Below are 17178 nucleotides of genomic sequence, written 5' to 3'. Positions count from 1 at the left end.
GGTTCTCAGTGGTAGCGGGCGAGGAAGGCCGTGGCGACCTCGGCGAACTCCTCGGCCGCCTCGATCTGCGCCCAGTGCCCGCAGTTCGGGAACACGTGCAGGCGGGCACGCGCGATCAGCTTGAGGGCGACCAGCGCCCCGTCGAGCGGGTTGACCCGGTCCTCGCGGCCCCAGGTGAGCAGCGTGTGGTGGCGCAGCCGGTGCGCCTCGCGCCACAGCAGGCCGTCCTCGGCGGAGGCGGGGTCGAAGAACGACATGCCCATCGACCGCATCGCCTCGCGGGCGCCGGGCGCGGTGGCGTCGGCGAAGCGCTCCTCGACGAGCTCGTCGGTGACCAGCGTCTGGTCGACCACCATCGTGGAGATGAAAGCGCGCAGCGCCTCCCGGGTCGGCTCGGCACCGAACTCCATCAGCCGCTGCACGCCCTCGGTGGGGTCGGCGTGGAAGAGGTTGAGCGACAGCCCGCCCGGGCCCATCAGCACCAGCCGGCCCACCCGGTCGGGGTGGCTGAGCGCCAGGCGCATCGCCGTACCACCGCCGAGGCTGTTGCCCAGCAGGTGCACCTGCTCGATGCCGAGCTCGTCGAGCAGGGCGACGACGTGGTCGGCGGCGAAGCGGTAGTAGTTGCCCTCCACCGGCGGCTTGTCGGAGCCGCCGAAGCCGGGCTGGTCGACCAGCAGGGTGCGGAACGACGCCGAGAAGTGCGGCAGGGCCCGCCCGAAGTTCGACCACGCCGAGGCACCGGGACCGCCGCCGTGCAGCATCACCAGCGGCAGCCCGCCGCCGAGGACGCTGCCGCCCTCGGGGCCCGCCTCGTAGTAGTTCAGGGTCAGGCCCCCGGCCTTCGCCGAGCGGCGCACCGCCTCCTGCTCGTACGTCGCCTGCGCGCCCATCAGTACATCCCCGGGTCGACCTGGTGGCCGAACTCGTGCGCGCCGTACATCTGCAGCGCGCGCTCGGGGTCGTTCGCGGCGTGCACCCGGCCGGCGTGGGCGTCGCGCCAGGCCCGCTGGAGATAGCTGCCCTCGGCCAGCGCGCGGCCGCCGGAGGCCTCGAAGAGGGTGTCGATGGCGTCGATGCAGCGCTGGGTGCCGATCACCTGGTCGCGGCGCACGCGCAGGCGCAGGCCGAGCGGGATGGTCTCGCCCTTGGCGACCAGCGCCATCTCCTCGCGCAGGTTGCCCATCAGCAGCGCCCAGGCGGCGTCGATGTCGGAGGAGGCCCGGGCGACGCGCACCGCGGCGAACGGGTCGAGGGACGCCTTCTCCCCGATGTACGACGCGCGCACCCGCTTCTTCTGCATCGCGACGTGCTCGTCGTAGGCGCCGCGCGCCATGCCGACGATCGGCGTCGTGATCGTGGAGGTGAAGACGGAGTGGAAGGGCAGCTTGTAGAGGTCGGAGGTGTTCTGCTCCTGCCCCGGGCCGTGGCAGCGCCCGGTCTCCCCCATCGACAGCGTGAACGCCTCGGGGACGAACACGTCGTCCACGACGACGTCGTTGGAGCCGGTGCCGCGCAGGCCGACGGTGTGCCACACGTCGTGGATGGTGTAGCTCGCGCGCGGGACCATGAAGGTCTTGAAGTCCACGACCTGGCCCTCGTCGGTGAACACCAGTGCGCCGAGCAGCACCCAGCTGCAGTGGTCGCAGCCCGAGGAGAAGCTCCAGCGCCCGGAGAGCCGGTAGCCGCCGTCGACCTGGGTCGCCTTGCCGGTCGGGGCGTAGGAGCTGCTCAGCCGGGTCGAGGTGTCGGCACCCCACACCGCCTGCTGCGCCTCGTCGCTGAAGAGCGCCACCTGCCAGGGGTGGACGCCGACCACGCTGGAGACCCAGCCGGTCGAGCCGCACGCCGAGGCGATGTCGCGCACCGCGGTGTAGAAGGTCATCGGGTCGGCCTCGTAGCCGTCGAAGCGCCGCGGCTGGAGCAGCCGGAAGAAGCCGGTGTCCTCCAGCTCCTTGATGGAGGCGTCGGGGACGACGCGCAGCCGCTCGGTCTCGTCGGCGCGCTCCCGGAAGGTCGGGAGCAGGTCGCGTACCGCATCGAGCACTGCCTGGGACATGGCGTTCTCCTGTCGTGGTGGGACGCCGCTAGACTAGAACACGTTCTCGTTTTGCGCGAGGAGCGCTCCGCTCAGTCGGCGGCAGCGCGACTGAGCACGCAGAACTCGTTGCCCTCGGGGTCGGCCAGCACCGCCCAGCCCCGGTCGCCGTTGCGTCGGTCCGCGACCAGGGTGGCGCCGAGGCCGAGGACCCGCTCGACCTCCTCGTCGCGGCTGCGGTCGGTGGGGCGCAGGCACATGTGCATGCGGTTCTTGACCTGCTTGACCTCCGGCACCTGGAGGAACAGCAGCCACCGCCCGTCAGGTCCGCGCAGCCCGCACTCGTCGTCCCCGGGCTGCTGCTCGTCGTCGGGCTGGACCGTGAAGTCCTCGAGGACCCGGGCCCACCACATGGTCTGGGCGTAGGGGTCGGCGGCGTCGATGCACAGGTTCGCGACATGGGAGCTCATGGGGCAGAGACTGCCACGCCGGGCCGGACGCGCACCCGATAGAACCTGTTACAGTTTTCGCCCATGAGCACCCTCCTGCCGCCCGAGGTGGACGTCGTCGTGGTCGGTGCCGGTGGCGCCGGCATGAGCGCCGCCCTCGCGGCCGCCGCCCGCGGCCTGGACACCGTCGTGATCGAGAAGAGCGCCTGGTTCGGCGGGTCCACGGCCCGCAGCGGCGGCGGGGTCTGGATCCCCGGGAGCTACGCCCTCGCGGACGCCGGCCAGGCCGACGACCCGGCCCTGGCCAAGCAGTACCTCGACGCGATCGTCGGCGACGTGGTGCCGAAGGTCCGCCGCGACACCTACATCGACCGCGGGCCCGAGGTCATGGACTTCCTGCGCGCGCACACGCCGCTGCGCTTCCGCTGGGTCCCGCAGTACTCCGACTACCTGCCCGAGGCGCCCGGCGGCCGGCCGGCCGGCCGCAGCTGCGAGCCGGTGCCGCTGGACGCCCGCTTCCTCGGCGACGAGCTGGACCGGCTGCACCCGCAGTACACCAAGGCGCCGGCCAACATGATCGTCACCCAGGCCGACTTCCGGAAGCTCAGCCTCGGCATGCGCACCCTCCGCGGGCCGCTCACCGGGGTCAAGGTGGCGATCAAGCGGATCATCAGCGGCCTGCGCGGTCAGCGGATGTACGCCATGGGCAACGCGATCGCGATCGGCCTGCGCAAGGGGTTGATGGACGCCGGCGTACCGGTGCACTACGAGACCGAGCTCGTCGGCCTGCTGGTCGAGGACGGCCGGGTGGTCGGCGTGCGTGTGGTGCGCGACGGAGCCGAGCACCAGGTGCGGGCGCGGCGCGGCGTGGTGCTGGGCAGCGGCGGGTTCGAGCGCAACCTGGAGATGCGCGAGCAGTACCAGCCGCACCCGACCTCGGTCGAGTGGACGACCGGCTCGCAGAACAACACCGGCGGCGGGATCCTCGCGGGCCTCGAGGCCGGCGCCGCCGTCGACCTGATGGACGACGCCTGGTGGGGCCCGACGATCCCGCTGCCGAACCGGCCGTGGTTCTGCCTGGCCGAGCGCAACCTGCCCGGCTCGATCATCGTCAACGGCGCGGGCAAGCGGTTCATGAACGAGGCGCTCCCCTACGTCGAGGCGACCCACGAGATCTACCGCGGCGAGGCCAGCGGCGTCACCCACGTGCCGAGCTGGATGGTCATCGACCAGCGCTACCGCAACCGCTACCTGTTCGCCGGGCTCGGCCCCCGCCAGCCGTTCCCCGGCCGCTGGTACAAGGCCGGCGTGGTGAAGCGCGCCGACACCGTCGAGGGCCTCGCCGCGGAGATCGGCGTACCGGCCGACGCGCTGCGCGCGAGCGTCGAGCGGTTCAACGGCTTCGCGCGCAGCGGTGTCGACGCCGACTTCCACCGCGGCGAGAGCGCCTACGACCGCTACTACTCCGACCCGACGGTCAAGCCGAACCCCTCGCTGCACACGATCGACCAGGGCCCGTTCTACGCGGTCAAGATCGTCCCCGGCGACCTCGGGACCAAGGGCGGGCTGGTCACCGACGAGCGGGCCCGGGTGCTGCGCACCGACGGCAGCGCCATCCCCGGCCTGTACGCCGCCGGCAACACCTCCGCGGCGGTGATGGGCCGCACCTACGCCGGTCCGGGCGCCACCATCGGCCCCGCGCTGACCTTCGGCTACCTCGCCGCCGAGGACATCGCGGCCGCCCGGGACGCCGCCGGCGCCGCGCAGCCGGCCGGGGAGGGCCTGGGCTGACAGGGCTGCCAGGGCCGACGGGGCTACCGGCACGCCCGCGGCCCCGGGAAGATCGCGGGGCCGCGGCGGGTTGGCCCGAGGTGAAGAAGATCGGCTTCCTGTCCTTCGGCCACTGGACCCCCTCGCCGCAGTCCCAGGCCCGCTCGGCCGCGGACGTCCTGCACCAGTCCATCGACCTGGCCGTGGCGGCCGAGGAGCTGGGGGCGGACGGGGCGTACTTCCGGGTTCACCACTTCGCCCGCCAGCTGGCCTCGCCGTTCCCGCTGCTCGCCGCGATCGGAGCACGGACCAGCCGCATCGAGATCGGCACCGGCGTGATCGACATGCGCTACGAGGGCCCGCTGCACATGGCCGAGGACGCCGGCGCGGCCGACCTGATCGCGGACGGGCGGCTCCAGCTCGGCATCAGCCGGGGATCACCGGAGCAGGTGATCGACGGCTACCGCTACTTCGGGTTCAACCCGGCGGAGGGCAGCACCGACGCGGACATGGCGCGCGAGCACACCGAGGTCCTCCTCGAGGTGCTCCAGGGCCGCGGCTTCGCGGAGCCGAACCCGCGCCCGATGTTCCCCAACCCGCCCGGCCTGCTGCGCCTCGAGCCGCACTCCCCCGGCCTCCGCGAGCGGATCTGGTGGGGCGCCGGGTCGCGGGCGACCGCCGAGTGGGCGGCGCGCAAGGGGATGAACCTGATGAGCTCGACGCTGCTCACCGAGGACACCGGCGTCCCGTTCCACCGCCTCCAGGCCGAGCAGATCGAGCGGTTCCGTGCCGCGTGGCGCGAGGCCGGCCACGACCGCGAGCCCCGCGTCTCGGTCAGCCGCAGCATCTTCCCGATCGTGAACGCCACCGATCGCGCGTACTTCGGCGGCGAGGCGGGCAGCCAGGACCAGGTCGGCATGCTCGAGGGCGGCCGCGCCCGCTTCGGCAAGACGTACGCCGGGGAACCGGAGCGCCTGATCGCCGAGCTCGCTGCCGACGAGGCGGTCGCCGCGGCCGACACGCTGCTGCTCACCGTCCCCAACCAGTTGGGTGTTCCTTATGTTGTACACCTCCTGGAATCGTTCACAACGCATGTCGCTCCTGCCCTCGGATGGAAGCCGAACACCGACGGTCCCGTCGAGGGATACGCGATCTAAGCCCGTCACTATGCACTACTGCACATTCCACCGAGGGCTGCCCAGGGCGGCACAAGATCGCAGCCTGTGCGCACTAATAGGCGTGGGGGGCCTCGTTCAAACTGCCGCTTTGTCGAGCCCAGAAATAGTCGTGTACAGATCACGGAGCGAGCCGTCCGACATGTCGATGATCGGCTCGTACATGAACGAGTTGATGTGAAGATTCTCAGGAGTCATGAGCAACACCGAGCGTAGGTGCGCAAGCTCTCCGGCGTTACCAACTCCGCGCTGATCGAACAGTTTGAAGAGTTCCCAGTTCTGATTCTTGGCTATGGCGTCGGTGGTCGCCGGGTCGTTGATCCGACCGAGCATGTACGACTCGGAACGGAGCCTGATAGCCATCGACAGGACGATCTTGTTGGCGAAGTTCACCCCTTCATCTGCTTCGAGACAGGCATCTGCTTCGCGGTAGATCATGTCGATTACCGGCTCGCTCGGATCTGCCCATGACTGTTCGGGCAACCCCGCCAGCGCATTCTTGAATATCGTGTCGAGCTCAGCTTGCGTGATGGACGCGGTGTCGGTCTTGTGGTGGAGCAGAGAGGTGAGCTTCAAGTAGTCGTCATCTTCGGTTCCTCGGCTGTACTCTATAAGATTTCGCACGAAGGGGATGCAGGCGATCCGCTTCATCCCATCGATGAAGATCTTCTTCTTGAAATCCAGCGTGAAGGGGTTCTTGATCGTGTTCCCCGCCATCTTGCTGAGCTTCACTCGTTCAGGACTCTTCTCTGCCATGAAGCAATGGCCCCAACCCACGACGCCGCGCCCGTAGATGGTACGCAGGAAGTCGAAGTTGTGCGTCAGGATCAGCAGGCGGAAGTTCTCCTCCTGCTCCATCTCTTGCAGGTAGTAGATGATGGCGTACTTGTTCTTATAGTCGAAGGAGTCCGCGATGTCATCGATGACGAAGATCGCCAGCTCACCCGTCCCTCGCCGGGCCTCCACCTCAAACAGAATGTTCAAGATGTAGAGAGCCTTCTTCTCGCCGGTGCTCAGTACTCGGAGCAGGTGCTCCCTGTCGACCCGCGAGGCTCCGCCGCCATCCTTGAAGTCGAAATCGAGTTCGAGGAATGGCTCTTGGGCGAGCATTACCTTCTCCCTATTCCGCGGGACAAGCGTGAATGGCACGGAGAACCGCGCGTTGAAGAGATCGATGACCTCCTCCCACCTCGTTCGCTCGGCCACCGCCTGCTTGAGGATCGCCTTGCGCCGTCCCTCGGATGACTTGTGACTTGCGACCGCTTCCGCGACGAGTTCCTCCGACGCCTTGAGATAGGCGACCCAGAGTTTCTGCTTGAACAGTTCGATGTTCTGGAACTCGGCAAGTAGTTCGGGCCGATCGGAAACGAGCTTGAAGAAATCGCGCGTGGCCTGGTTCGCGTTCAGCGCCTTCTCCAGCGCATTCAGTCTCTTCGTCAGTTCTTCATCGTCCGAGATGCGCTGCTTCTCCTCGGCGATCAGGGCCGTCAGGGCCTTCTCGCTCGCCACCTCCCTCGGGCTGTCGTCGCCGGTCAGGAGCAGCGAGTGCTTGGCCTTGAAGAAGCCTTGACTAACGAGGCTCTTGCTCAGGGTTTCGGCGTTGTAGTAGGTAAACGATGATCGACTGAAGAAGACGGAGCTATCCAGCAACTCGTTGAGTCGGGTCACATAGTCGCTAAGCGAATCCCGAAGTGCTGGGTCTAGCAAGACCCTTTCGACGCTCGCGTTGAAGATCGTGTCGTACGGGAGATCGGCGAGCGGGGTGCCCTCCAGCTGCTCCACCTCGTAGCTCACGCGCGCCAAGGCACCGAAGAAGTTGTCATCCTGCTTTGTGAAGATCTGGGAGACGAGTGTTGCCACATCTTGCTTGGTCCGCGCCGTCTTCTTCAGCTCCTTCGTCAACGCGGCCTCAAGCTTCATCAACCCCTTGTTGATGGACTCGAACTCTGCGCGAAGTGGCGCATTGACGAGCAGCGTGGACGCGAACTCGTCCGCCACGTAGTGCTCGTCGTACGCCAGGAACACCGACACGCTAGAGGGATCCGGCTGATCGCCGTTTTCGTCCGCGATCTTGCGAATGGTTTCGCGATCGGTGAAAACATGGTCCGCCGATTCTTCGTCCCGCGAGAAGTCCAGAAAGGTGCGGGCGAAGCTCGACTTCATGGTGCCGTTGGGTGCGTAGATGGCAACCGCACGCTTCCGGTCGAACGGAAGCTCAGCGTCGAGCTCTCGGACTCCGTGGCAGTTGCGAAGCTCGATCTGAAGAGTCTGCATGCCTGGAGCCTAGCGAGAAATCGCACGCCTGCAGTTCGCCACCCGGACAGTACACGCTTGAGCACGCTGTGTTCCCGCTTCACCCGCCCCCCCCCCGCTGGCGTAGGAGTACCAGCCGACTCCCATTCCCGAGCAATGGTCGTGACACCGCCTCCCGCCCTGAGCTTGGTGACGGCGTGCCGGATCAGATCAGCCTCAGCAGGTTCCACTGTGATGCCGTCCCCCTTCCACCCGAGGGCATTGCCGCTGGAGCTTGGGCTTACCCGCCAGGGCATTGTCAGGAAAGTGACCTTCTGAGGTCCAGAGATTCGGTTGACCTCGGCAGCGGCCCAAGCCGCAACCGTAATGGCAAGTGCACGACCTTCGGCGGTGGTGAGATCGTACTTTCCGGAGGACTCCGTCTCGACCTGGAGAGCGCCAGATTCCGCCAGAGCGACCCAGCTCAATCCACTCCGCTGGTCAACGAGTGAGCCGCGAGTTGGAGTAGGCGATGCTCGTGTCAATGGCACCGGAGCGGACATCCGCAAGCATGCGCTGGCAATCCTTGCGAGGCTTGTTGCCCGTGAGGTTGGACGTCCCAATGTCGTTGTCTGATTGACCTCGAGAACTTCAAGACCGAGGCTGTCGGCCTTCTTCCGACAAAGCGCCTCCTGACGAGCAACGCCGACGCGATCACCGTCCTTGTCCCGACCGAGGCGAGCCTAGATCGCGGCTCTGCGCTTGGTCGTAGACATGGCTTCCTCCCCGGATTACTAGTGTCCGCTAGGCAGTCCCCAACCAGCTCGGCGTCGACTACAACGCCCACGTGCTGGAGAGCGTCCTGCACGACCTCGCGCCCGCCCTGGGGTGGCGCTGACCACATCCGCTCCTAGGATGTGCGCCATGTCGTTCCTGCGCCGGCGGATCATCACGGCGGCCCTCGTGGCCAACGCCCTTCGACCGGTGCCGGGGTTCCGCGGCGGCATCGCCTCCTTCATCCCCGGATGGATGACGACCGAGCTCGCGCCGCACCTGTTCGCGCTCACCGCCGCCGACACCGCGGCGCACGCCGTGTGGGGCGGGTCGCGTGGGCGCAGCCGGCTCGGCCTGGCCCTGGGCGGCGCAAGCCTGGTCGGCCTGGGCGTGGTGCTGGAACAGTCGCGCCACGCGCGCACGGACACCGAGGCCGCGCTGACGACCGCGCTCGGCACCGGCTACCTCGACGAGCTCGAGAGCCGCCCGACGCCGGCGGAGCTCGCGGTGCCGTGGCGTCGGTTGCTCTACCCCTTCCGGGTGCGCGACCTCGCCGTCCACGTCGACCGCGACATCCCCTACGCCCCCGAGCACGGTCGGCGCGGACTGCTCGACGTCTACCGCCCCGCCGAGGGCGACGTGTCCGGCGCCCCGGTGCTGGTGCAGGTCCACGGCGGCGGCTGGACGATCGGCACCAAGGACCAGCAGGGGTTGCCGCTGATGCACCACCTCGCCGCGAAGGGGTGGGTCTGCGTCGCGGTCAACTACCGCCTCGCCCCGCGCGACCCGTTCCCCGCGCAGATCATCGACGTCAAGCGCGCCCTCGCCTGGGTCAAGGAGCACATCACCGAGTACGGCGGGGACCCCGACTACGTCGCGATCACCGGTGGCTCCGCCGGCGGGCACCTCGCCGCGCTCGCCGCGGTCACGCCCAACGACCCGGCCTACCAGCCCGGCTTCGAGGACGCCGACACCAGCGTGCAGGTGGCGGTCCCCCACTACGGCGTCTACGACTTCGCCGCCTCCACGGGCCTGCGCAGCGCCGAGCTGCTGCGCGACCGGTTCCTCGCACCGCGCGTGGTCGGGCGCACCTACGCCGAGGCGCCCGAGGTCTTCGAGGCCGGCTCGCCCATCCTCCGGGTGACCCCGGACGCGCCGGACTTCTTCGTCATCCACGGCACCCACGACGGGCTGGTCCCGGTCGAGCAAGCACGCCGCTTCGTCGAGAAGCTGCGCGAGGTCGGCAACGCGACCGTGGCGTACGCCGAGCTGCCGGGCGCCCAGCACGCCTTCGACATGTTCACCTCGATCCGCAGCACCCACGTCGTGCACGCGATCGACCGCCACCTGCACTGGCACTGGAACCGGTGGCGGCGCGCCCGGCAGGGCAGCGCCGCCTGAGCGGCCAGCAAGAGCAGCGACAGGCGCGACAGACCGCCGAGGCTCAGCGCGGCAGGCCGAGGATCCGCTCGCCGGCGACGTTGCGCAGGACCTGCGTCGTACCGCCCGCGATCGACAGGCAGCGGGTGCTGAGCATCTCCCACAGGTCGGCGCGCAGCTGCTCGTCGGGCACCACGAGACGGTCCTGCTGGAGCGCGACCACCAGCTCGGAGCCCTCCTGGCGGCTGCGGACGCCGAGCAGCTTGGCCACCGACGACTCCGGGCCAGGTCCGCGTCCGGCCAGCGAGCGCATGACGGTCCGCACGCCGAGCAGCGAGCAGACGGTCGAGAGCGCGACGGCGCGGCCGACCTTGACCAGGTCGGCCTCGCCAAGACCCGCTGCGGCGAGCTCGACGGCCCGCTCGGTGCTGGTGCCGAGGCGGCTGGAGGCCATCGCGACGCGTTCGTTGGCGAGCGTGGTGCGGGCCAGCCGCCAGCCGTCACCGGGCTCGGCGACCACGCAGCCGTCGGGCACGAAGACGTCGTCGAGGAAGACCTCGTTGAACAGCGCCTCGCCGGTCATCTCGCGCAGCGGGCGGACCTCGATGCCCTCGGAGTTCCGCATGTCGACGAGGAAGTAGGTGATCCCGCGGTGCTGCGGCGCCTCGGGGTCGGTGCGGGCCAGGCAGATGCCCCAGTCGGCGCGGTGGGCCACCGAGGTCCACACCTTCTGCCCGCTGAGGCGCCAGCCGCCCTCGACCCGCTCGGCGCGGGTGCGCAGCGAGGCGAGGTCCGATCCGGCGCCGGGCTCGGAGAAGAGCTGGCACCACACCAGCTCGCCGAGCAGCGAGGGCCGCACGAAGCGCTCGCGCTGCTCCTCGGTGCCGTGCTCGAGGATGGTCGGGAGCGCCCACCCGGCGATCACCAGGTCCGGTCGCTCCACGCCGGCGCGGGTGAGCTCCTGGTCGATGACCAGCTGCCGCACCGCGTCCGCGCCCAGGCCGTACGGCGTGGGCCAGTGCGGGGTCAGGTAGCCGCTGTCGACCAGCGCGGCGCGGCGCTCGGCGTCCGGGAGCGCGGCGATCCGGGCGGCGGTGTCGCGTGCCTCGGGGCGCAGCGCCTCGTCGCGTCCCTCCAGGTCGACGTCGAGCCGGCGACGCTCGCCGGCGGCCGCGCGGGACGCGAGCCGGAGCGCGGCGGCGTCGCTGCTGCCGAGCAGGCCGCGCAGGGCGCTGGCGCGCCGGTAGTAGAAGTGCGCGTCGTGCTCGAAGGTGAAGCCGATCCCCCCGAGCACCTGGATGCAGGACTTCGCGACCTCCAGGGCGGCGTCGAAGGCGAGGGCACCGGCCACGTCGCTGGCGTAGGTCCACTGCGCGTCGTCGCCGGCGTCGGCCGCGTTGGCGACGTCCCACGCGAGGCTGGTGACGGTCTCGGCGTGCTCGAGCATCTCGGCGCACAGGTGCTTGATCGCCTGGAAGCTGCCGATCTTGCGGCCGAACTGCTCGCGAACCTTGGCGTAGTCGACCGCCGTCGCCAGGCACCAGCGGGCCAGGCCGGAGGCCTCCGCGGCCGCCAGCGTGACCGCGGCGCGCCGGACCCGGGCGGTGGTGAGACCGGGCACCGCGACGGCCGCCGCGTCGTCGACCAGACGGACCGTGCCGAACCGGCGGGTGAGGTCGAGCCCGGGCGCGGCGAGGTCAAGCTCGACGGCCTCCCGCGGGGCGAGCACCCAGGCGTCGCCCGGCGTCGCGAGCAGGACGTGGGTGGCCTGGGGGGCGTCCCAGACGACGTCGCCCAGCGCGAGCCCGACGACCGCGCCCTCGGCGAGGGTCGCGGCGTGCTCGGAGGAGCCGAGCAGCAGGCTCGCCACGGCAGGACCGAGCAACGCGCCCGGGACCAGCTCGTGCGCGCAGGCCTCGAGGGCGACCGCCACGTCGAGCACCGTGCCACCGCCGCCGCCGGCCGCCTCGGGCAGCGCGATGGTGGTGATCCCCATCTCCTGCGCCGCCGACCAGGCCTCGGCGAAGGTCGCGTGGGCGTCCTCCTCCGCGGTGCGGGTCAGCTCCGTCCCGCCCAGCGAGGACGCCCACTTGCGCAGGGTCGCTGCGAGCTCGACGTGCTCCTCGGAGATCCCGATCGACATGCTTCGACCTTCCCGTGCCGCGGACCCCTGGCCCGACGAAAGTAGAACGTGTTCTGACTCTATAGGCTGCGGTCGTGACCGAGATGCCAGCCGACCTGCTCGCCCACGCCCGCGAGGCCAAGGGCTTCATGCCCGAGGACGAGGGCCTGTTGCTGCACCGTGCCGCGTGCGAGCGTCTCGTGCACGGTCCGGTCCTGGAGGTCGGGACCTACTGCGGGAAGTCGGCGATCTACCTGGGCGCCGCGGCACGCGAGGTGGGCGGCCCGCAGGCGGTCGTGTTCACCGTGGACCACCACCGCGGCTCGGAGGAGAACCAGGCCGGGTGGGAGCACCACGACCCCACCCTGGTCGACGAGGAGTCCGGCCTGATGGACACGCTCCCGGTCTTCCGCCGCACCCTCGCCCGGGCCGGGCTCGAGGACCAGGTGGTCGCCGTCGTCGGGCGCAGCACCACGGTGAGCGCCCACTGGCGCACACCGCTGTCGCTGCTCTTCATCGACGGTGGGCACGCCGAGGAGCACGCGCAGAACGACTACTCCGGCTGGGCGCCGTGGGTGATGCCCGGCGGGCTGCTGGTCATCCACGACGTCTTCCCCGACCCCGCGGACGGCGGGCAGCCGCCGTACCACGTCTTCCTGCGCGCGCTCGAGAGCGGCGCCTTCACCGAGGTGGAGACGGTCGGCTCGATGCGGGTGCTGCGCCGCTCAGCCGGCGTGGCCGGGGACCCCGTCGGCTGAGACCTCCGGGGACGGGCAGCCGCACTCCAGGGCGAGCTCGCGGAAGTGCGGCGCCAGCGAGGAGCCGCGCATGATCCCCGAGCCGGGCGTGCTGTGGCCGTAGGTCTCCCCCAGCGCGTCGGCGGCCAGGACCACCGCGGCGGCGGTGTACGTCGTCCACTCCGGCGGCCAGTTGACGTCGTCGCCGTAGACCCAGCCGGTCCAGTACTTGCCGTCCTCGGCGCGCAGGTGCTGCATGTCGGCGAACAGCTGGAGCGCCCGGCGGTGGTCGCCCAGGTTGTCCAGCGCCATCACCAGCTCGCAGGTCTCCGCGCCGGTGACCCAGGGGTTGGTGTCCACGCACAGGATGCCGAGCCCGGGACGCACGAAGTGGTCCCACTTGGCGTCGATCATCGCCAGGCCGTCCGCGCCCCGCACGGCCCCGCCGAGGGCCGGGTAGTACCAGTCCATCGAGTGCTTGGCCTTGTCCAGGAACAGGTCGCGGTGCTCGCGCAGCGCGTGGCCGAGGCGACCACCGGCGAGCTCCCACTCCGGCTGCGGGTCGCCGAGCAGGTCGGCGAGGGCCACGCCTGCGCGCAGCGACTGGTAGATGCTCGAGGAGCCGGCCAGCAGCGCGCCCTCCTCCTCGGGGGTCCAGTTGATCCCGCCGAACGCGAGCTGCTGGGAGACCACCCAGTCCAGCCCCGCGCGCACGGAGGTCCAGTGGCGGCGCACGTAGGCCAGGTCGGAGCGCACCAGCCAGTGGTGCCACAGCCCGACGGCGAAGTACGCCGACATGTTGACCTCGCCGCGCGGGTCCTCGACCTCGCCGCCGACGATCTTCATCGGCCACGAGCCGTCGGAGCGCTGCATCGTCGGCACCCAGTCGTAGGCGCGCTCGGCGGCCTCGACCTGCCCGCCGACCAGCATCGCCATCGCGGCCTCGACGTGGTTCCACATGTCGGTGTGCTCGTCGGTCGTCCACGGCACCGAGCCGCACGGCTCCTGCATCGCCGCGATGGAGGCGGCGGTCTGCGCCACGTCGGCTGCCGTCAGCACGCCCTGGACCCAGGGCACCCGGGCCAGGTCGACCGCGTCGCCGACGGGGTCAGACATCGGCGCTCTCGGGCTTGCGGAAGTACAGCACCATGCTCTTGCCGATCAGCGGGTCGAGGACCCGGCCGGCGACCTGGAGCACCTTGGGCTGCTTCATGATCTCCCAGACCAGCAGCTTGTGGTACGCCCGGGCGAGCGGGTGGCCGTCGTTCTCGACGCCCACCGCGCACTTGATCCACCAGTACGGCGAGTGCAGGCCGTGGGCGTAGTCGCGCCCCTCGAACACCAGACCGGCCTTGGTGACCTTGTCGGTCAGCTCCTTGTCGGTGTAGATGCGGATGTGGCCGCCCTCGACGTTGTGGTAGTCGTCGGAGAGCTTCCAGTTCACGACCTCGGGGAACCAGCGCGGCACCGAGACCGCGAGGGTGCCTCCGGGACGCAGCACGCGCACCAGCTCCTGGATCGCCTGGATGTCGGCGGGGATGTGCTCGAGCACCTCGGCGGCCACGATCCGGTCGAACTCGCCGTCGGCGAACGGCAGCGCGAGGGCGTCGCCCTCCTTGACGTCGGCCTCGGCGCCGGCCGGCACCTCGCCGGCCTCCTTCATCGCCACGAAGAGCTCGCGCACCTTGGCCAGCTCGTCGGCGTCCATGTCGAAGGCGATCACGTCGCCGCCGCGCCGGTACATCTCGAAGGCGTGGCGCCCGGCGCCGCAGCCCATGTCGAGCACCCGGTCGCCGGGCCGCAGGCCGAGGCGGTCGAAATCAACGGTCAGCATCGGTGTGCTCCTCCTGCTCGCGCCGGTACTCGGCGATGACGTCCTCGTAGGCGGCCGCGACCTTGGTGGCCACGGCTCGCCAGCTGAACAGCTCCTCGACGCGCCGGCGACCGGCGCGCCCCATCCGCTCGCGCCGCTCCGGGTCGTCGAGCAGCGCGGCCAGCGCCGCGCCCAGCTCGCCGACGTCGCCGGGGGTGACCAGGTCGGCGCACTCGCCGTCGGGGCCCACGACCTCGGGGATCGCGCCGGCGCGCGAGACGATGAGCGGCGTCGCGCACGCCATCAGCTCCGCGGTGGGCAGCGAGAAGCCCTCGTAGAGCGACGGGACGCAAGCAATCTCCGCAGAGCCCATCAGCTCGACGAGCTCGGCGTCGCTGACGCCGGACACGAAGTGCACCGAGTCGGCGATCGCGAGCTTGTCGATGAGCTTCTCCGTGCGCCCGCCCGGGCGGGGCTTGGTGACGAGGACCAGCTCGAGGTCGCGCTCCGTACGCAGCTTGGCGAAGGCCTCCAGCAGGGTGGCGATGCCCTTCATCGGGGCGTCGGCGCTGGCCATCGCCAGGATCCGGCCGGGCACCCGCGGCTTCGACGGCGGCACGAAGCCGTCGTCGACGCCGAGCAGGATGACCTGCATCCTCGCCGGGTCCACCCCGAAGTCGGTGGCGATGTCGCGCTTGGAGGCCTCCGAGGGCGTCATGATCCGGCGCGCCGCGCGGGCGACCTTGGCCTGCATCCGCAGGAAGCCGTACCAGCGCCACAGCGTGAACTTGCGCCACGGGTTGCGGGTCTGGGCGATGTCGATGCGCCGGTCGAAGGTGATCGGGTGGTGCAGCGTGGTGATCAGCGGCAGGCCGAGCTTCTCGATCTCGAGCATGCCGTAGCCCAGCACCTGGTTGTCGTGGACGATGTCGAAGTCGTCGACGCGGTCCTTCAGCAGCCTCGCCGCGCGCAGGCTGAACGTCTTGGGCTCGGGGAACCCCGCGATGCACATCGTGGCAAACTCCTCCACGTCGATGCGGTCGCGGAACTCGCGCAGCTTCGGGACGCGGAACGGGTCCGGCTGGCGGTACAGGTCGAGGCTCGGGACCTTGGTCAGCGTGACGCCGGGGTGGTCGAGCTCGGGGTAGGGCTGGCCGGAGATCACCTCGACCTGGTGGCCCAGGTTGGCCAGCTCCCTGCTCAGGTGGCGCAGGTAGATGCCCTGCCCACCGGTGTGGGGATGGCTGCGGTAGGACAGCATCGCGATCCGCACACTGTGGCCTTTCTCGAGGTGATCACCGGGACTCGCCGCGACCTGCAGCGCAGACGCGCCCCGAGCCCAGCAAAGTAGAACGTGTTCCTATCATGGTCTACGCATTGGTAGCCTAGGGGACACCGCGTCGGCCCGGACCCCGGGCTCCGGCGCAGGTCCGTGAGGCACGCCACACATCCGATCACCCCAACCGGCAAGAGGTAGAACCGTGACCAGCGCCAACTCGCTGAGCGTCGAGGAGCTCGGATCCGCAGCACAGCGCGACCGGCGCAAGCGGATCCTGGACGCGACGATCGAGCTCGCCTCCCAAGGCGGCTTCGACGCCGTGCAGATGCGCGCCGTCGCCGAGCGGGCCGACGTCGCGCTGGGCACCCTCTACCGCTACTTCCCCTCCAAGATCCACCTGCTGGTCAGCGCGCTGAGCCGTGAGCTCGAGCGCGCCGAGACGGTGCTGCGCGACCGTCCGGCCGTCGGCGACACCCCCGCCGAGCGGGTGATCAACATCTTGAAGCGCACCAGCCGCGGCATGCAGGGCGACTCCCACCTCACCGAGGCGCTGACCCGGGCGTTCATGTTCGCCGACGCCTCCGTCGCCCAGGAGATCCACGCTGTCGGGATGATCCTGACCCGGATGCTGACCCGGGCGATGAACCCCGACCGCGAGGAGCTCACCGAGGACGACGTGGCCATCGCCCGCGTGCTCGGCGACGTGTGGCTCTCCGCGCTGGTGGCCTGGGTGACCGGCCGCAACAGCGCCGCCCAGACCGCGCGCCACATCGAGGTCGCCGTCAACCTGCTGCTGCGCGAGCGCTGAGCCGGACCCGACGCCGGCGGCCGAGACCGCCGGCGTGGTCCCGCGCCTCAGACGCCGACGGACGCGGCGGTCGAGCCGCCGAGCTCCATGGCCGGCAGGCCGAGCTTGCGGTGGTCCCAGCTGCGGGACCGGTCGACGTCGAGCCGCACGACCACGCGGTTGTGCATCATCGTCTCCACGAACGGGCGCAGCTCCTCGGTGTAGGGAGCGTTGTAGCGCTCGAAGACGTTGACGCACACGTTCCACAACAGCTCCGGGTCGTCCTCGACGACCACGCCGGTGCCCTCGAGGGCGACCCCGCGCAGCTGGTCGTAGGTCTGCCCGGCCTCGACGAGGAAGCTCATCCGCCCGTCGCGGCGCATGTTGAGGACCTTCTGGGACTTGCCCTTCGTCTCCAGGTAGACCTTGCCGTCGAGGTAGGCGTACCACATCGCGACGAGGTGGACGCCGCCGTGCGCGCCCACGGTGGCCACCGTGGCGTTGCGCTGCTCGGTGAGGAAGGCGTCGATCTCCTCCTCGGTCATGACGATCTGGGTTCGCTGCTTGGCCATGGGCAGGGGGCTCCTGTCGTGGTCGTGCGGGGGCCCGGCGTGGTGCCGGG

The 17178-nt window shown here is 70.1% G+C and carries 14 protein-coding genes; 5 read left to right on the top strand and 9 right to left on the bottom strand.

Annotated elements, in window-relative coordinates; genetic code table 11:
- Window positions 1-5: 5 nt before the first annotated feature.
- The 3 genes from hsaD to HOQ23_RS05590 all read right to left on the bottom strand — a co-directional run bounded on the left by hsaD (window position 6) and on the right by HOQ23_RS05590 (window position 2508).
- Entirely contained in the window at window positions 6-893 is an 888-nt protein-coding gene (gene hsaD, locus HOQ23_RS05600; protein ID WP_172212651.1) for a 4,5:9,10-diseco-3-hydroxy-5,9,17-trioxoandrosta-1(10),2-diene-4-oate hydrolase, read from the bottom strand.
- On the bottom strand, window positions 893-2059 hold the full coding sequence (gene hsaA, locus HOQ23_RS05595; RefSeq protein WP_172212649.1) for a 3-hydroxy-9,10-secoandrosta-1,3,5(10)-triene-9,17-dione monooxygenase oxygenase subunit: 1167 nt from the start codon (window positions 2057-2059) through the stop codon (window positions 893-895). Before hsaA ends, hsaD begins: the two co-directional genes overlap by 1 nt.
- A 71-nt stretch (window positions 2060-2130) precedes the next feature.
- Window positions 2131-2508, bottom strand: a complete 378-nt coding sequence (locus tag HOQ23_RS05590) for a VOC family protein (RefSeq protein ID WP_172212647.1) — start codon at window positions 2506-2508, stop codon at window positions 2131-2133.
- 63 nt (window positions 2509-2571) lie between these two features.
- On the opposite strand from HOQ23_RS05590, the gene kstD reads away from it, so the two are divergent.
- The gene (gene kstD / locus HOQ23_RS05585) at window positions 2572-4278 is read left to right on the top strand and encodes a 3-oxosteroid 1-dehydrogenase (RefSeq protein ID WP_172212645.1); all 1707 of its coding nucleotides are present in this window, start codon (window positions 2572-2574) and stop codon (window positions 4276-4278) included.
- An 80-nt stretch (window positions 4279-4358) separates the two neighbouring features.
- Window positions 4359-5414, top strand: a complete 1056-nt coding sequence (locus HOQ23_RS05580; RefSeq protein ID WP_172212643.1) for an LLM class flavin-dependent oxidoreductase — start codon at window positions 4359-4361, stop codon at window positions 5412-5414.
- A 96-nt stretch (window positions 5415-5510) separates the two neighbouring features.
- Here the strand turns inward: HOQ23_RS05580 and HOQ23_RS05575 are convergent, their stop codons facing one another.
- The gene (locus tag HOQ23_RS05575) at window positions 5511-7706 is read right to left on the bottom strand and encodes a phage infection protein (RefSeq protein WP_172212641.1); all 2196 of its coding nucleotides are present in this window, start codon (window positions 7704-7706) and stop codon (window positions 5511-5513) included.
- An 882-nt stretch (window positions 7707-8588) separates the two neighbouring features.
- Between HOQ23_RS05575 and HOQ23_RS05570 the strand changes: the two genes are divergently transcribed.
- Window positions 8589-9839, top strand: a complete 1251-nt coding sequence (locus HOQ23_RS05570; RefSeq protein WP_172212639.1) for an alpha/beta hydrolase — start codon at window positions 8589-8591, stop codon at window positions 9837-9839.
- A 43-nt stretch (window positions 9840-9882) separates the two neighbouring features.
- Here the strand turns inward: HOQ23_RS05570 and HOQ23_RS05565 are convergent, their stop codons facing one another.
- A complete protein-coding gene (locus HOQ23_RS05565; RefSeq protein ID WP_172212637.1) occupies window positions 9883-11961 on the bottom strand; it encodes an acyl-CoA dehydrogenase in 2079 nt (692 codons plus the stop codon).
- Between the two features lie 83 nt (window positions 11962-12044).
- Here HOQ23_RS05565 and HOQ23_RS05560 point away from each other — a divergent pair, with 83 nt between their 5' ends.
- Window positions 12045-12698: a class I SAM-dependent methyltransferase gene (locus HOQ23_RS05560; protein WP_172213165.1), complete on the top strand. Its 654-nt coding sequence runs from the start codon at window positions 12045-12047 to the stop codon at window positions 12696-12698.
- Here HOQ23_RS05560 and HOQ23_RS05555 read toward each other — a convergent pair.
- From HOQ23_RS05555 to HOQ23_RS05545, 3 genes are read right to left on the bottom strand one after another with little or no spacing between them, the layout of a single operon-like run.
- The gene (locus HOQ23_RS05555; RefSeq protein WP_172212635.1) at window positions 12666-13793 is read right to left on the bottom strand and encodes a prenyltransferase; all 1128 of its coding nucleotides are present in this window, start codon (window positions 13791-13793) and stop codon (window positions 12666-12668) included. The genes HOQ23_RS05560 and HOQ23_RS05555 overlap by 33 nt on opposite strands.
- The gene (locus tag HOQ23_RS05550) at window positions 13786-14511 is read right to left on the bottom strand and encodes a class I SAM-dependent methyltransferase (protein WP_172212633.1); all 726 of its coding nucleotides are present in this window, start codon (window positions 14509-14511) and stop codon (window positions 13786-13788) included. The genes HOQ23_RS05555 and HOQ23_RS05550 overlap by 8 nt, the downstream gene beginning before the upstream one ends.
- Window positions 14498-15751: a glycosyltransferase family 4 protein gene (locus tag HOQ23_RS05545; RefSeq protein ID WP_216653743.1), complete on the bottom strand. Its 1254-nt coding sequence runs from the start codon at window positions 15749-15751 to the stop codon at window positions 14498-14500. The genes HOQ23_RS05550 and HOQ23_RS05545 overlap by 14 nt, the downstream gene beginning before the upstream one ends.
- A gap of 220 nt (window positions 15752-15971) precedes the next feature.
- On the opposite strand from HOQ23_RS05545, the gene HOQ23_RS05540 reads away from it, so the two are divergent.
- Window positions 15972-16577, top strand: a complete 606-nt coding sequence (locus HOQ23_RS05540) for a TetR family transcriptional regulator (protein WP_172212629.1) — start codon at window positions 15972-15974, stop codon at window positions 16575-16577.
- A gap of 47 nt (window positions 16578-16624) precedes the next feature.
- On the opposite strand, the gene HOQ23_RS05535 is transcribed toward HOQ23_RS05540, so the two are convergent.
- Window positions 16625-17128: a pyridoxamine 5'-phosphate oxidase family protein gene (locus HOQ23_RS05535; RefSeq protein WP_172212627.1), complete on the bottom strand. Its 504-nt coding sequence runs from the start codon at window positions 17126-17128 to the stop codon at window positions 16625-16627.
- Between the last annotated feature and the right edge of the window lie 50 nt (window positions 17129-17178).

The organism is Nocardioides sp. zg-DK7169 (assembly GCF_013155365.1).
Lineage (GTDB): Bacteria > Actinomycetota > Actinomycetes > Propionibacteriales > Nocardioidaceae > Nocardioides.
This window is presented reverse-complemented; position numbering and strand designations above follow the sequence as displayed.

Bases quoted from the DNA above. Each gene is read 5' to 3' on its own strand.
- HOQ23_RS05590 (WP_172212647.1), bottom strand. From the start codon at position 2,508: ATGAGCTCCCATGTCGCGAACCTGTGCATCGACGCCGCCGACCCCTAC.
- hsaD (WP_172212651.1), bottom strand. From the start codon at position 893: ATGGGCGCGCAGGCGACGTACGAGCAGGAGGCGGTGCGCCGCTCGGCG.
- HOQ23_RS05545 (WP_216653743.1), bottom strand. From the start codon at position 15,751: ATGCTGTCCTACCGCAGCCATCCCCACACCGGTGGGCAGGGCATCTAC.
- HOQ23_RS05575 (WP_172212641.1), bottom strand. From the start codon at position 7,706: ATGCAGACTCTTCAGATCGAGCTTCGCAACTGCCACGGAGTCCGAGAG.
- HOQ23_RS05570 (WP_172212639.1), top strand. From the start codon at position 8,589: ATGTCGTTCCTGCGCCGGCGGATCATCACGGCGGCCCTCGTGGCCAAC.
- kstD (WP_172212645.1), top strand. From the start codon at position 2,572: ATGAGCACCCTCCTGCCGCCCGAGGTGGACGTCGTCGTGGTCGGTGCC.
- HOQ23_RS05555 (WP_172212635.1), bottom strand. From the start codon at position 13,793: ATGTCTGACCCCGTCGGCGACGCGGTCGACCTGGCCCGGGTGCCCTGG.
- hsaA (WP_172212649.1), bottom strand. From the start codon at position 2,059: ATGTCCCAGGCAGTGCTCGATGCGGTACGCGACCTGCTCCCGACCTTC.
- HOQ23_RS05560 (WP_172213165.1), top strand. From the start codon at position 12,045: ATGCCAGCCGACCTGCTCGCCCACGCCCGCGAGGCCAAGGGCTTCATG.
- HOQ23_RS05565 (WP_172212637.1), bottom strand. From the start codon at position 11,961: ATGTCGATCGGGATCTCCGAGGAGCACGTCGAGCTCGCAGCGACCCTG.
- HOQ23_RS05535 (WP_172212627.1), bottom strand. From the start codon at position 17,128: ATGGCCAAGCAGCGAACCCAGATCGTCATGACCGAGGAGGAGATCGAC.
- HOQ23_RS05550 (WP_172212633.1), bottom strand. From the start codon at position 14,511: ATGCTGACCGTTGATTTCGACCGCCTCGGCCTGCGGCCCGGCGACCGG.